Below are 13,776 nucleotides of genomic sequence, written 5' to 3'. Positions count from 1 at the left end.
ATCATGCCCCTATCGCCGCCATCGTTCCTTGCGCAGCAGGCACTCGCCACCCATTTGCCGGCGTATGCGGAGTTGCATTGCCTGACTAATTTCTCTTTCCTGCGTGGCGCTTCGCATCCTCATGAACTCGTCGAGCAGGCGATGTCGCGCGGCTATAGCGCGCTCGCGATCACCGATGAATGTTCGCTGGCAGGCGTCGTTCGAGCTCATACGGCGTTGAGGGAGCTCAAGGACGAGCGGGACCGGCAGCAGAAAGAGCGCGAGGACAAGGCAAAGGCAAAGGCGGCGCAATCGAAAGCGCCTTCGGAAGGCGCGTCGGAAACCGGAGCAGCAGAACGTGAAACCGAGGAACCCGCGGAAACCGAGGAACCCGAGGAACCCGAGGCATTAAAACCCCTCCCTCATCTGATCATCGGCAGCGAACTCAATCTGACCGACGATACCGGCGAACCCTTCTGCACCCTGGTTGCGCTAGCAACCAATCGCAACGGTTACGGCAATCTTTCCGAGTTGATCACACTGGCTCGATCGCGCGCGGACAAAGGCAGTTATCGGCTCGGTCCGTCCGACTTTACCGATGCGTTGCCCCATCTCGCACATCTGAAGACACTGCCCGATTGCGTCCTGATGCTCGTGCCGCAACGTACGGCGACGCTCTCGCATACGCTGCGTTGCGCGCATTGGCTTGCATCGTTCGCTGCACAACGGGCGTGGATCGCACTGGAACTCTGGCAGACAGGTAGCGACGATCTTCAGATCGACGCCTTGCGCATGATTTCAAAAGCGAGTGGGTTGCCGTTGGTCGCGGCAGGTGGCGTTCTGATGCATGCGCGATCGCGCAAGCCTTTGCAGGACACGATGACTGCCATCGGCCTCGTCACGCCGCTATCGGCGTGCGGTCACGCGCTCGAAGCGAATGCGGAGCGGCACATGCGTACGCGTGTACGGCTCGGCAAACTGTATCCGCGCGATACGCTGGAAGAAACGCTGCGTATCGCTGCGCTATGCCGCTTCTCGCTCGATGAACTCAAGTATGAGTATCCCGAGGAACTGGTGCCCGCCGGCGAGTCGCCATCGAGTTATCTGCGCAAGCTGGTCATGGCCGGCGCGATGGAGCGCTGGCCCAAAGGCATGGACCTGAAGCGAATCGGTCAGATCGAAAAAGAATTGGCACTGATCGCCGATCTGAAATATGAAAAGTATTTTCTGACGGTGCACGATATCGTGAGTTTCGCGCGCTCCAGAAACATTCTCTGTCAGGGGCGAGGTTCGGCGGCGAATTCGATCGTCTGTTACTGCCTGCATGTGACGGAAATCGATCCGGTGCACATGAACATGCTGATCGAGCGATTCATCTCCCGCGCGCGCAACGAACCGCCTGATATCGACGTCGACTTCGAGCATCAGCGGCGTGAAGAGGTGATCCAATATATCTACACGAAGTACGGCCGTCATCGGGCGGCGCTCACTGCATCGCTGATTACGTATCACGCGCGTAGCGCGCTAAAGGATGTGGGCAAGGCGCTGGGTCTCGAAGCGTCGTTGATCGAGCGGATCAGCAAGTCGCAACAATGGTGGGACGGCACGGATGCGGTCGCCAGATATCTGGCCGAAGCGGGCTTCGACGCCAACTCGCACATCACGCAGAATCTGATTCGCTTGACCAAAGAGTTGCGCGCTTTTCCGCGTCATCTGTCGCAACACGTCGGCGGGTTTGTGATCGCGAAAGACAAGCTGTCGCGGCTCGTGCCGATCGAAAACGCCACGATGAAAGACCGCAGCGTGATCGAATGGGACAAGGACGATATCGACGCGCTCAAGTTGCTGAAAGTCGACGTGCTGGCGCTCGGCATGTTGTCGGCGATCCGGCGCGCGCTGGAGTTCGTCGCATTGAGGCGCGGTTTTCCGAAGTTCAGGGTGCAGGATATTGCGCGCGAGGATCGGGCCGTCTACGAAATGTGCGGCCATGCCGATACGATCGGCGTATTCCAGATCGAATCGCGTGCGCAGCAAAGCATGCTGCCGCGCCTGAAGCCCAACAAGTACTACGATCTCGTGATCGAAGTGGCGATCGTGCGGCCGGGGCCGATTCAGGGCGGCATGGTGCATCCCTATCTGCGCCGCAAGCAGGGGCTCGAACCGGTCGACTACGCGAAGGACGAACTGCGTCCCGTGCTCGAACGTACGCTCGGGGTGCCGATTTTCCAGGAACAGGTGATGCATCTGGCGATGGTTGCGGCCGAATATACCGGTGAGCAGGCCGATCAGTTGCGGCGTGCCATGGCCGCATGGCGACGCAGTGGCAATCTTGCGAAGTATCAGAAGGATTTGAACGAGCGGATGCTCAAGCGTGGCTATGAGCCGGCGTTTATCGAGCGCATCTGCAAACAGATCGAAGGCTTCGGCGAGTATGGTTTTCCAGAGAGCCATGCGGCGAGCTTCGCGTTGCTCGTCTATCTCAGCGCGTGGTTGAAGCGCTATGAACCGGCGGCTTTTCTGGCGGGTTTGCTGAACAGTCAACCGCTGGGGTTTTACTCGCCATCGCAACTGGTTCAGGACGCGAAGCGGCACGGCGTCAAGGTATTGCCGCCCGACGTGACTTTGAGCGATTGGGAGTCGACATTCGAGAGGCGCGATCATGAAGGGCAGCGGATCTCCGCGGAAGAGACCTGTTTGCATCGTCAGCAGACCGTACTATCTGCGCAGCAATTGCGCGATCTTTCGCTGCGGCATCTGACGGTCAGCAGAACGATCCGGCGCGCGGCACGGAGATTGACGGCTCGCGTGTTTCAGCCGTCCGGCACCTATGGCGCTCGCGGTCCCGCCGTGCGTATCGGCATGCATCTGATCAAAGGTCTGGCGCAAGGGGCCGCGGAACGCATCATGGCGGCTCGCAACGAGGCGCCGTTTACCGATGTCGACGATCTGGCGCGCCGCGCGGCCTTGACGCGGCGCGATCTCGAAGCGCTTGCCGCGGCGAACGCGCTGGTCAGTATCGCGGGACATCGACGCGAAGCGTGGTGGGCTGTGACGGCGCAGCATACAGTGCCCAAATTGCTACGCGACGCGCCGATCGCCGAAGCGCCGCTGGCATTGCCGCAGGCAGCCGAAAGCCGCGAAATCGTCGACGATTATGCGAGCCTCGGGCTCACGCTCAATCGTCATCCGCTCGCACTATTGCGCGCGCGTCTTGCGCGGCAGCGTTTTCGCACGGCCGCCGAACTCGCCGCCTGTCAGCACGGCACGCTCGCGAGAGCGTGCGGCATCGTGACCGTGCGACAACGGCCAGGCACGGCAAATGGCACGGTGTTCGTTTCCATCGAAGACGAGACCGGTTCGATCAATGTGATCGTCTGGCCGTCGTTGGTGGAGAAGCAGCGCAAGGTTTTGCTGGGCGCATCGTTGCTGGCGGTGTACGGCGTTTTGCAACGCGACGACGGTGTGGCTACCGGTGGCGACCATGCCGGCCATGACGTTCGCGAAAATCAGGCAGGCAAGGCGAAACAGAAAAACCGGGGCGAGGTGATCCATCTCGTCGCCCATCGCCTTGAGGACCACAGCGAATGGCTCGGTGAACTGGCGACGGCGAGCCGCGATTTTCACTGAGGCAGGCTTGCCGCCGGCAAGCGCGCCTTAACGTCGGGCCGTCGCGCCAGCCGCGTCGTACACATCAGAATACGGCGATCTGGCGTGGCCTGTCTCACCCGCAGGACACGACGTTCTACGCGCGCGTGTCACCGTGCCATGGAAACGCGCTTAACACTTGCCGGATCGCCGTATCGAACGGCGTGCGGCGGCCAATCCTGAGTGCCTCGAGCCGGGTCGAAGCCAGATGGCAGTTATGCGGGCGCGGCGTCGCATCGATCGGCGTGCGTTGCGGTGTCAGGTGCGCGTCGAGTTGCAGCGCTTCGGCAAGGCGAACCGCGATCTCGTACTTGTTCATCGGTTCGTCACCCGACCATTGCACGATGCCGCGAATTGCGTCACCACGTGCATGCAGTTCGAGCATCTGCCGGATCACGAACGCGACGTCCGGCGTGAAGGTGGGATAACGGATCGCCCAGGCATCCATGACCGCAGGTTGGGCAGCCGGCGCAGCCGATGCTGCGATCGCCGGCACGAGGCTCGTCACGGCCGACTCCACCCAACCGACGATCGGCCCGTACAGCAGCGGCAAGCGCAGTACGCAGCCGAGGTCGGTCGCTTCAGCCAGCGCGCGCTCACCTTCGAGCTTGCTGCGCCCGTAGGCATTGAGCGGCGCCGGCGCGCAATCGTGCTCGTAGGGCGGGTGCGTGCCGTCGAACACGTAATCGGTGGAGATCGACAGTGTCCATGCGCCGAGCCGGTTTGCCGCCGTGGCAAGGGTGCGCACTGCCTCGACGTTCAGCGCGCGGGCCAGCGCCGGATCATGCTCGCACACGTCCGGCCGGCGCTCCGCCGCGGCGATCACCAGCGCGTCCGGCGCTTCGCGCTCGACGAACTGCTCGACCGCCGACGCGTCGCGAATGTCCAGCGCGACTGTGCCCGGCGCCGGCCGGCTAAACGATGTGGCCACCACTTGCCAGCCGGCCCGCTGGGTCAGTTCGTCTGCGAGCGCGCGGCCTAGCAGCCCGGAGGCGCCGATGACAGCAACTTTGAACATGCCGTGAACTCGCTTAACGGACTGCGCCGGACGCGTTCGTCGTTGCGCGGCTTGTCACGTTCGTCACCGTGTAGCCGGCTTCGTCGATGGCGGCCTTCAGCGTCTCGGCCGGTTGCGCCGATTCGACCGTCACACGCCCGGCGCTCAGGTCCACCTGGACTTGCGCGGCTTCATCGTGTTCGCGGATTGCGTTCGTGACCGCCGCGACGCAATGCTGGCAGCTCATACCTTCAACCTGGAATTCGATCGTCATTGGGATTGCCTCGGGAAATGGATAGTGCGCCAGTTGAATTATGCCTGCCGATCTGCAATTGGGTGATGACCTTCCCATTATGGGAAGGTGTAGGATCGACTCTCACTCTGGGGAAACGTCCATGAATATCGGCGAAGCGGCCCGCGCGTCGGGCGTCACGGCGAAAATGATTCGCTACTACGAAAGCGTCGGCCTGCTGGCGGCGAAAGCGCGCACGAATGCCGGCTATCGCGTATACGGCCCGCAGGAGGTTCATTCGCTGCGGTTCATCCGTCAGGCGCGACGGCTCGGCTTTCTGGTCGAAGATATTCGACGGCTGCTGGCGCTGTGGCACGATCGCTCCCGCGCCAGCGTCGAAGTGAAGAAAATTGCGCTGGAACACGTTGCCGACCTTGATCGCCGGATTGCCGAACTGACCGACATGCGCGACACGTTAGCGCACCTGGCCGACCATTGCCACGGCGATGATCGCCCCGATTGTCCAATTATCGAGCGGCTTGCCGACTCCGACCTGGTTGCGGGGCAGGGTTGTCATCCGATTTGATGTCTTGCGACGTCCGGTGCTACCCGAAGGCTGCGTTAGGTGGCGCCCGAGTGGGTTAAGCACCAATATTGTGCTTCAAAATAAGGGGCGAGATCAGACATGACAAAAAAGTCAAGTTGAATTCAGCAAAATCAATAAGTTGCACGCACCATGCTCGTGCACCATTCCAAAACGGAATGCACGTCATGCGGGCATTTCACTAGCATGGTTGCACCATAGGTCTATAATCCGGGTTAACCCTTTTACGGGAAATCCCTGATGCCGAATCCACCGGGGATTCAATCTGATCCTTGGAGAACATCATGTTTGCATACGTACTTGAAAAGCTGAGCACCTGGTTTGAAACTGCTGAACGCACCCGTCGTGAAGAGTACTTGGCGTCGTCTTCGGATATCGTCCAACTCGAACAGCGCATCCGTTCGCTCGAAACCGGCGGCTACTCGCTGTAAGTTTCAAATGCATCAAGTGTGACCCGGTAGCGCTATTGCGCGGCCATGGCAGTAAAGTGTTGAGCCCCGTCTATGCGGGGCTTTGTCACAGCTGGGCGTTGAAAATTCAGGTGGGGCGGCGCCCGGAAGCTACTCGTGGCGAATATCGACTAGCTTCGTGGCTACTGTCGCGGTAAGGTAAAGCGTTTCCTGCGCAATCCGGCTTCTCAAACTCAACCGGCCCGCTCATGCCATCTGCCCGCCAGCACCAATTACTCTTGGTCTTGACCATTGCAGCCTCGATGGCAATGGTTTTTGCCGCGTCGAGCGCTTCTGCTGCGTCGGCCAGTACGCGTAAGCCGGTGATTCTCGACTCCCAAAACGGTATTAGCGACGGTCAGAGCGGGACCGTGCTCCAGACCGCGCCGCTTTCACGGCAGCCAATCGTCGAAGCGCAGCCCATCGCGACGCCGACCGAATTGGCGCCGAACTCGTCGATCCCGATCGTGGTTGCGCCCTATATCCCGCTGCCCGTAGGCGGGGCCACGTCTCGGCCAACTCAGCCACAGCCACAGCCTCATCCAGCGCCTCGTTCGCAATAAGCGCTCGCGCGCGATTGTTGCCGGCGGTTCTTCTCCATCTCCGCTAATGCCTCGGTGAGCGGCTATTGCGCGGGCCACCGGGAGGATGCTCGCGGCAACGCCTGTGCTTTCGAGCCAGTGACGAGCCCTCGTGGCCCGCGCCATTGGGGTTTGGGCGCATGGCGCGGGCGAAACCGTCCGACGACAATCATCGCGCGGTCTTTCGCCGGCGACTCTGGCCATGCATCGATCGCGCGGTTGCCGAATCGAACGAAAAACAGAATAAGGAGACATTGAATGCCGACTGACTGGATGCGACAGGCCGCCAGCGCCTGCGTCACGCTGCTTGCGCTGGCCGCGCTGCCTGCCGCCGCGCTCGCCAAAGAGACACCGGAAAAGCCTGCGCTGACGATGGCCGTCGGTGGTCTACCGGGTCTCTACTATCTGCCGGTACTCGCCGCGCAGCAGCTGGGCTACTTCAAGGACGAAGGCCTCGATGTCACGCTCGAAGACTTCGCGGGTGGATCGAAAGCGCTGGAAGCGGTGGTGGGCGGTAGTGCCGACGTAGGCGCGGGCGCATTCGAGCACACGCTGTTCATGCAGGAGAAAGGGCAGCACTACCGGGCCTTCGCATTGATGGGGCGCGCGCCGCAGATCGTTGTGGCGGTGCTGAAGTCGAAGGCGGATCAACTCAAGACGATGGCGGACTTCAAAGGCGCGAAAGTCGGGGTGAGTGCGCCGGGTTCGTCGACGGATCTCGTGCTCACCGTGGCTTTGCGCAAAGCGGGCGTGCAGCGCAACGAGATATCGGCGATCGGTGTGGGCAGCGGCGCCTCGGTGCTCGCGGCAGTGAGCGGCGGGCAGATCGACGCGCTTTCCAACGTCGATCCGATGATGACCAAACTGGCTCGCACCGGCGCGATCAAAATACTGGTGGATACGCGCACGGTGAAGGGTACCCAAGAGGTGTTCGGCGGGACGATGCCGGCGGCGACGCTTTATGCGTCGGACAGTTTCATCCAGAAGTATCCGAAGACTACCCAGGCGCTCGCCAATGCAATCGTGCGCGCGGATCATTGGCTGCAGACCGCGAGCGATGCGGATCTGCTGAAAATGGTGCCGCCGGCCTATCTGCTCAACGACCCGGCGCTCTATGTGGAGGCTTTCCACAACGTGCGCGACGCCTACTCGCCGGACGGACTGATGCCGGCGGACGGGCCGGCGACCTCGTTACGCGCGCTGTCCTCGTTCGATACCCGGCTCGACCCGAAAAAGATCGACCTGAACGCGACCTATACCAACGACTTCGCCCACAAGGCCGCGGCGCAGCTCAAGTAGGCGGGAATGACGGAGCGGGCAGCCGGCTGCGCGCGATACTTGCGCGTGACCGGCGACAGGGCCCACGTGGCTTGGCGAGCTACTCGCGCTTGCAGCGCGCGCCGAGCAACTACTCAGTCGCCGCGATACTCGACCTTGAACTGTGCGGCCTTGTCTTCGCCGAGCACCTTGACGAGCCAGGGCATCTGGTCTTTCAGTGTTTTCGCCAGCGTGTACGGCGGGTTCAGGATGAACATGCCGCTGCCGAAAAGTCCAAAACCGTCTTCCGGCGGGTTGCTGACCGTTAAGCTCACGTGGAGCCAGTTACGCTCCTGCAGTTTCTTCAACTGATCGGGGAAACGCTGCGATTCAGGGCGCCTCACTTGCGGATACCAGATGGCATACGTGCCGGTCGGGAAACGCTTCAGGCTTTCTTCCACGCTGCGCAACGTGCGCGTGTAGTCGCGCTTGTCCTCATACGAAGGATCGAGCAAGACCAGCGCGCGCCGTGGCGCCGGCGGCAGCAAGGCGAGAATGCCTTCGAAGCCGTCGCCCGCATACAGCATGGCGCGGCGGCCTGCGTCGCGGAAATTGTGGCGCAGCACGTCGATCTCGGTGGTGTGCAGTTCGAACAGACGCATGCGGTCCTGTTCACGCATCTGCCGCCACGCGATATACGGCGAGCCGGGATAAAAGCGCAACTGGCCGTCCGGATTGAGCGCGCTCACTTCGTCGACGTAGTCGGCGAAGATGGGCGGCAGATCGTTGCGTTCCCACAATCTGGCGATGCCGGTCTGGAATTCGCCGGTTTTGGTCGCGTAACCTTCCTTCAGCGAATAGACACCGGCGCCCGCGTGCGTGTCGATATACCAGTAGGATTTGTCCTTCTGACCGAGGTAGCGCAGGAGTTGCAATACGACGGCGTGTTTCAGAACGTCGGCGTGATTGCCTGCATGAAAGGCGTGGCGGTAGCTGAGCATGATGAGGAGACGCTGAAAGAGGGCGTGCCGCTCCAAGGCGGATTCGGCGCTGCAGATGCAATGCGGCTGCACAGCGGGCATATGGCGCCGGTGTGCAGCGCGGTCGCGTATTGTACGCGAGGCCGCGTTGCGCACCTGCGCTTTGCAGTGAGTGCCGCGTAACACGTTACTGGCTGCGATCCGCCGGATCCATGTTACGCGTTCAGTGGCCGGCCCTGTCAGTCGTGCGCGTCGCCGATAATTGCCTCGATCCGCTCCTTGATCTCCGGCGTGATCCGCTCGGCCACCTCGGCGGACTTCATGTTTTCGCCGATCTGTTCGACCCGCGAGGCTCCCGTGATTACCGTGCTGACATGGGGATTCTTCAGAATCCAGCCAATCGCGAGCTGGCCGACCGTGCAGCCTAACTCGTCAGCCACTTCGCCGAGCTTGCCGACCACGTCGTTCTTGCCCGCGTCGGTGACCTGCTTGCGCAGCCAGTCGTAGCCTTGCAATTGCGCGCGGCTGTCGGCCGGCACGCCGTCGCGGTATTTGCCGGTCAGCAGGCCGGACGCAAGCGGGCTCCAGGTGGTCAGGCCAAGGCCGATATCCTCATAGAGCCGCTTGTATTCCTGCTCGACGCGGTTGCGGTGGAACAGGTTGTATTGCGGCTGCTCCATGACCGGCTTGTGCAGATGGTGCCGTTCCGCAATGTCATAAGCGGCGCGGATTTCATCGGCGCTCCATTCGGACGTGCCCCAGTACAGCGCCTTGCCGCGAGTGATCATGTCGCTCATGGCCCAGACGGTTTCCTCCACCGGCGTGTTCGGGTCCGGACGATGACAGAACACCAGATCGACATAGTCGAGTTGCAGACGTTTGAGCGACGAATCGATTGCGTTCAGAAGATATTTGCGGTTCAGCGTGTGGTACTGGTTCGGCGCTTCCGCGAGTCCCCAGAAAAATTTTGTCGACACCACATAGCTCACACGCGGCCACGCCAATTCTTTGAGCGCCTGCCCCATGATTTCTTCGGATTGGCCGCCGGCGTACACCTCGGCGTTGTCGAAGAAGTTGACTCCCGCGTCGCGTGCGGCCGCCAGCGATTCACGTGCAGCGCGGCTGTCGACCTGATTGCCGTAGGTGACCCACGAACCGATGGACAGTTCGCTGACTTGCAGGCCGGAGCGGCCCAGACGTCGATAATTCATGCATTCCTCCTTGTTGGTGATGCCACCGGAATCCCGCTGAAAACGTCCAGTTTAAAGAGATAAGCTGCAATATGCTTTTTACCGATGGAGTTCACACGGTTCATGCACAATAGCAGCGTTGGCCGCAGTGCAGCATTCGGCCGAACGGCCTATGCCGTTCGGCCGACTTCACGCCGCCCGCGGCCCGTGGTCTCATTGCTCATTAACTGCATGGAGGTTCTGGATGTCTTCACTGAACACAAATCTGAATGGCAAAGTCGCGGTGGTGACCGGCGCGGCAAGCGGCATCGGCAAGCAGATTGCGCTGACCTTATCCGCAGCGGGCGCGGCCGTCGCGATCGCCGACCTGAACCAGGACGGGGCGAATGCCGTCGCTGAAGAAATCAAAAAGGGCGGCGGCAAGGCAATCGGCGTGGCGATGGACGTCACGAATGAAGACGCCGTCAACCAGGGTATCGACAAGGTCGCCGCGGAACTCGGCTCGGTCGATATTCTCATTTCCAACGCCGGCATTCAGATCGTCAATCCGATCGAAAACTATTCGTTTTCAGACTGGAAGAAGATGCAGGCGATCCACGTGGACGGCGCCTTCCTGACCACCAAGGCAGCGCTCAAGCATATGTACAAGGACGATCGCGGCGGCATCGTGATCTACATGGGTTCGGTCCACTCGCATGAAGCGTCGCCGCTCAAGTCGGCTTATGTGACGGCAAAGCACGCATTGCTGGGCCTCTCGCGTGTGCTCGCGAAGGAAGGCGCAAAGCACAACGTGCGCTCGCATGTGGTGTGTCCCGGCTTCGTCCGTACGCCGCTCGTCGACAAGCAGATTCCGGAGCAGGCCAAGGAACTGGGCATCAGCGAGGAAGAGGTGGTGAAGCGTGTCATGCTGGGCGGTACGGTCGACGGCATCTTCACCACGGTGGAAGACGTCGCGCAGACCGTGCTGTTCCTGTCGACCTTCCCGACGGCGGCGCTGACCGGGCAGTCCTTCATTGTGAGTCACGGCTGGTATATGCAATAAGGAGGCACCCATGGCGCAACGCAATCTCAAGCGGGCGCGCGTCGCCGCGCCCGGCGACGGGGAAGGCGAGGGCGCCGGTCCGGCGCCCGCTGAGCACCTGGGCCGGCACGTCCATTTGCCTGACTACGAAACCGTTGCGCTGATGCTGCAAGGCGGCGGCGCGTTGGGTGCCTACCAGGCCGGTGTCTTCCAGGGGCTTCACGAAGCCGGCATCGAGCCGAACTGGCTGGCCGGCATTTCGATCGGCGCGTTGAACACCGCCATCATTGCGGGCAATCCGCCGGAGAAGCGCGTCGAGCGGTTGTTGAAATTCTGGGAGACGATCTGCCAGCCGGCTTTCGGCCCGCCGTTGCCGGCATTTATCGAGCACGCGCTTTTCAACTCCAGCGAAGCCGTGCGCAAAGCGTTCACGGCAACGCAGGCAATGGGTGCCATCGTCGAGGGGCAGAAGGGCTTTTTCGTGCCCCGCTTCCCGCCGCCGTTGCCCACGGTGTCCGGGCCGCCGCAACAGGCCAGTTACTACGACACCACGCCGCTAAAAGCCACGCTCGAAGCGCTTTGCGATTTCGACCGGATCAATTCGCGCGAAATGCGCGTTTCGGTGGGGGCGGTCAATTGCGGCTCGGGGAATTTCGCGTACTTCGACAACACGCACACCACACTGAGGCCCGAGCACTTCATGGCCTCCGGTGCGCTGCCGCCAGGGTTCGCGGCGGTCGAGATCGACGGCCAGTTTTACTGGGACGGCGGTTTGATGTCGAACACGCCGCTCTACGAGGTGATCCAGTCCACACCGCGCCGTGACACGCTCGCGTTTCAGGTCGATCTCTGGAGTGCGATCGGACCTGTGCCGGACAACATCACCGATGTCCAGGGGCGTATGAAAGACATCCAGTATTCGAGCCGCACACGTCTCGTGACCGACATGCTGCAACGGTCGCAGCGTTTCCGGCACGTGTTGCGCGAGGTGCTGGAACGCGTGCCGTCGGACCAGCGTGACGATCCGTGGTGCAAACTTGCGGAAGATCTGTCGTGTTCGAAGCGCTACAACGTGATTCACCTCATCTACCGCGAGAAGGAATACGAGGGGCACTACAAGGACTTTCAGTTCGGCCTGTCGACGATGCGTGAACATTGGCAAAGCGGTCTGGAGGACATTCGTCGTTCGCTCGCGCAACCGGATTGGCTCGACATGCCGAATAACGACGCAGGCTTTGTCACGCACGATATCCATCGGGATTCGCGCTGAAGAGCGGCGGGTCCGGGCGGCGCGCAATAGAGGTGGATCTCTGTCGTCGCGGCGATTCATGACGCATCGCAAACGTCTCGGCTCACGTCGCAAGTAACAGGCAATCAGGCACAAAAAAACGGCGCCCCGAAAGGGCGCCGTTTCCACAAGCAAGTTCAAGCAGAGCGCGTGCAATGAATGCCCGCGCGTCTCGATGCTTTACTTCAACACTTGAGCGATCGCGCTGGCCACCGCGTCGAGGTTGCGCGTATTCAGCGCAGCCACGCAGATGCGACCCGTGCTCACGGCATAGATGCCGAACTCTTCACGCAGACGGTCCACTTGCGGCGCCGTCAGACCCGAGTACGAGAACATGCCGCGTTGCGCGTTCACGAAGCTGAAGTCACGGTCCACGCCGCTAGCCTTCAGGCGTTCGACCAGACCGTTGCGCATTGCGCGGATACGGTCGCGCATTTCGGCCAGTTCCGTTTCCCACGTGGCGCGCAGTTCCGGCGACGCGAGCACGGCCGCGACCACCGAGCCGCCGTGCGTCGGCGGGTTCGAGTAGTTCGTGCGGATCACGCGCTTCAGTTGCGACAGCACGCGAGCGGCTTCTTCCTTGCTTGCCGTGATGATCGACAGGGCGCCGACGCGCTCGCCATACAGCGAGAACGACTTCGAGAACGACGACGAGACGAACACGTTCAGTTCCGACGCGGCGAACAGACGCACGGCCGCAGCGTCCGCTTCGATGTTGTCGCCGAAACCCTGGTAGGCGATGTCGAGGAACGGCACCAGATCGCGCGCCTTGACGACTTCGACAACCTGCTTCCATTGCTCGACGCTCAGGTCCACGCCGGTCGGGTTGTGGCAGCACGCGTGCAGCACGACGACGGTGCCCGCGGCGTAGCTGTTCAGCGCGCTCAACATGGCGTCGAAATTCACGCCGTGGGTGTGCGCGTCGTAGTACGGGTACGACACGACTTCGAAGCCTGCGCCTTCGAACAGCGCGCGGTGGTTTTCCCAGCTCGGGTCGCTGATCGCGACCTTGGCGTTCGGGTTCAGACGCTTCAGGAAGTCCGCGCCGATCTTCAGCGCGCCCGTGCCGCCCAATGCTTGCGCCGTCACGACACGGCCCGCTGCGATCAGCGGCGAGTCGTTGCCGAGCAGCAGTTTCTGCACGGCGGCATCGTAAGCGGCAATACCTTCGATCGGCAGATACCCGCGCGGCAGCGCGGCGTCGACGCGGGCCTTTTCCGCGTCGCGCACGGCGCGCAACAGCGGAATCTTGCCTTCTTCGTTGAAGTACACGCCGACGCCAAGGTTGACCTTGGTCGTGCGCGTATCGGCGTTGAAGGCTTCGTTCAGGCCCAGAATCGGGTCGCGGGGAGCAAGTTCGACGGCGGAGAACAGAGACATGATGGATGGGCAGCAGTAGTGAAAAGAGGACGGCTTCGATCGCGGACGGCCGGGCCAGCAGTGGTGTCCGGCGCAGGGCACAAACGGACTGCGGACAACGGCGAGCGAGTGCAGCTTCGCATTGTAACGAATTCGCGATCATTTTTTGGCCGACACGGCCGGACGGATGGAAT

The 13,776-nt window shown here is 61.7% G+C and carries 12 protein-coding genes; 7 read left to right on the top strand and 5 right to left on the bottom strand.

Annotation, left to right across the window (positions count from 1 at the left end; translation table 11 throughout):
• Window positions 1-3: 3 nt before the first annotated feature.
• A complete protein-coding gene (locus BLW71_RS09745; protein WP_091795697.1) occupies window positions 4-3,606 on the top strand; it encodes an error-prone DNA polymerase in 3,603 nt (1,200 codons plus the stop codon).
• A 115-nt stretch (window positions 3,607-3,721) separates the two neighbouring features.
• Here BLW71_RS09745 and BLW71_RS09740 read toward each other — a convergent pair whose 3' ends face one another.
• The gene (locus BLW71_RS09740; RefSeq protein WP_091795694.1) at window positions 3,722-4,642 is read right to left on the bottom strand and encodes a dTDP-4-dehydrorhamnose reductase family protein; all 921 of its coding nucleotides are present in this window, start codon (window positions 4,640-4,642) and stop codon (window positions 3,722-3,724) included.
• A 13-nt stretch (window positions 4,643-4,655) separates the two neighbouring features.
• The gene (locus BLW71_RS09735; RefSeq protein WP_091795691.1) at window positions 4,656-4,895 is read right to left on the bottom strand and encodes a heavy-metal-associated domain-containing protein; all 240 of its coding nucleotides are present in this window, start codon (window positions 4,893-4,895) and stop codon (window positions 4,656-4,658) included.
• Window positions 4,896-5,016: 121 nt separating this feature from the next.
• Between BLW71_RS09735 and cueR the strand changes: the two genes are divergently transcribed.
• The 4 genes from cueR to BLW71_RS09715 all read left to right on the top strand — a co-directional run bounded on the left by cueR (window position 5,017) and on the right by BLW71_RS09715 (window position 7,786).
• Window positions 5,017-5,439: a Cu(I)-responsive transcriptional regulator gene (cueR, locus tag BLW71_RS09730; RefSeq protein ID WP_091795688.1), complete on the top strand. Its 423-nt coding sequence runs from the start codon at window positions 5,017-5,019 to the stop codon at window positions 5,437-5,439.
• Between the two features lie 302 nt (window positions 5,440-5,741).
• On the top strand, window positions 5,742-5,888 hold the full coding sequence (locus BLW71_RS09725) for a DUF3563 family protein (protein ID WP_091795685.1): 147 nt from the start codon (window positions 5,742-5,744) through the stop codon (window positions 5,886-5,888).
• Window positions 5,889-6,169: 281 nt separating this feature from the next.
• Entirely contained in the window at window positions 6,170-6,469 is a 300-nt protein-coding gene (locus BLW71_RS42180; protein WP_286162041.1) for a hypothetical protein, read from the top strand.
• A gap of 276 nt (window positions 6,470-6,745) precedes the next feature.
• The gene (locus tag BLW71_RS09715) at window positions 6,746-7,786 is read left to right on the top strand and encodes an ABC transporter substrate-binding protein (protein ID WP_091795679.1); all 1,041 of its coding nucleotides are present in this window, start codon (window positions 6,746-6,748) and stop codon (window positions 7,784-7,786) included.
• 113 nt (window positions 7,787-7,899) lie between these two features.
• Here BLW71_RS09715 and BLW71_RS09710 read toward each other — a convergent pair whose 3' ends face one another.
• Together BLW71_RS09710 and BLW71_RS09705 are read right to left on the bottom strand one after the other, a co-directional pair.
• Window positions 7,900-8,745, bottom strand: a complete 846-nt coding sequence (locus BLW71_RS09710) for a 23S rRNA (adenine(2030)-N(6))-methyltransferase RlmJ (RefSeq protein ID WP_091800668.1) — start codon at window positions 8,743-8,745, stop codon at window positions 7,900-7,902.
• 218 nt (window positions 8,746-8,963) lie between these two features.
• A complete protein-coding gene (locus BLW71_RS09705; RefSeq protein ID WP_091795676.1) occupies window positions 8,964-9,935 on the bottom strand; it encodes a potassium channel beta subunit family protein in 972 nt (323 codons plus the stop codon).
• A gap of 223 nt (window positions 9,936-10,158) precedes the next feature.
• Between BLW71_RS09705 and BLW71_RS09700 the strand changes: the two genes are divergently transcribed.
• Both BLW71_RS09700 and BLW71_RS09695 read left to right on the top strand, forming a co-directional pair.
• The gene (locus tag BLW71_RS09700; protein ID WP_091795673.1) at window positions 10,159-10,956 is read left to right on the top strand and encodes a 3-hydroxybutyrate dehydrogenase; all 798 of its coding nucleotides are present in this window, start codon (window positions 10,159-10,161) and stop codon (window positions 10,954-10,956) included.
• Window positions 10,957-10,966: 10 nt separating this feature from the next.
• The gene (locus BLW71_RS09695; RefSeq protein ID WP_091795671.1) at window positions 10,967-12,205 is read left to right on the top strand and encodes a DUF3734 domain-containing protein; all 1,239 of its coding nucleotides are present in this window, start codon (window positions 10,967-10,969) and stop codon (window positions 12,203-12,205) included.
• Between the two features lie 198 nt (window positions 12,206-12,403).
• On the opposite strand, the gene BLW71_RS09690 is transcribed toward BLW71_RS09695, so the two are convergent.
• The gene (locus tag BLW71_RS09690) at window positions 12,404-13,603 is read right to left on the bottom strand and encodes an amino acid aminotransferase (protein WP_091795668.1); all 1,200 of its coding nucleotides are present in this window, start codon (window positions 13,601-13,603) and stop codon (window positions 12,404-12,406) included.
• Window positions 13,604-13,776: the final 173 nt, after the last annotated feature.

It is taken from the genome of Burkholderia sp. WP9 (assembly GCF_900104795.1).
Classification (GTDB): domain Bacteria; phylum Pseudomonadota; class Gammaproteobacteria; order Burkholderiales; family Burkholderiaceae; genus Paraburkholderia.
Note: the sequence above shows the minus strand (reverse complement) of the source record. Positions and strands in the feature narration are given on the sequence as shown.

Coding starts and splice junctions, on each gene's coding strand:
- BLW71_RS09745 (WP_091795697.1), top strand. CDS start 4: ATGCCCCTATCGCCGCCATCGTTCCTTGCGCAGCAGGCACTCGCCACC.
- BLW71_RS09740 (WP_091795694.1), bottom strand. CDS start 4,642: ATGTTCAAAGTTGCTGTCATCGGCGCCTCCGGGCTGCTAGGCCGCGCG.
- BLW71_RS09735 (WP_091795691.1), bottom strand. CDS start 4,895: ATGACGATCGAATTCCAGGTTGAAGGTATGAGCTGCCAGCATTGCGTC.
- cueR (WP_091795688.1), top strand. CDS start 5,017: ATGAATATCGGCGAAGCGGCCCGCGCGTCGGGCGTCACGGCGAAAATG.
- BLW71_RS09725 (WP_091795685.1), top strand. CDS start 5,742: ATGTTTGCATACGTACTTGAAAAGCTGAGCACCTGGTTTGAAACTGCT.
- BLW71_RS42180 (WP_286162041.1), top strand. CDS start 6,170: ATGGCAATGGTTTTTGCCGCGTCGAGCGCTTCTGCTGCGTCGGCCAGT.
- BLW71_RS09715 (WP_091795679.1), top strand. CDS start 6,746: ATGCCGACTGACTGGATGCGACAGGCCGCCAGCGCCTGCGTCACGCTG.
- BLW71_RS09710 (WP_091800668.1), bottom strand. CDS start 8,745: ATGCTCAGCTACCGCCACGCCTTTCATGCAGGCAATCACGCCGACGTT.
- BLW71_RS09705 (WP_091795676.1), bottom strand. CDS start 9,935: ATGAATTATCGACGTCTGGGCCGCTCCGGCCTGCAAGTCAGCGAACTG.
- BLW71_RS09700 (WP_091795673.1), top strand. CDS start 10,159: ATGTCTTCACTGAACACAAATCTGAATGGCAAAGTCGCGGTGGTGACC.
- BLW71_RS09695 (WP_091795671.1), top strand. CDS start 10,967: ATGGCGCAACGCAATCTCAAGCGGGCGCGCGTCGCCGCGCCCGGCGAC.
- BLW71_RS09690 (WP_091795668.1), bottom strand. CDS start 13,603: ATGTCTCTGTTCTCCGCCGTCGAACTTGCTCCCCGCGACCCGATTCTG.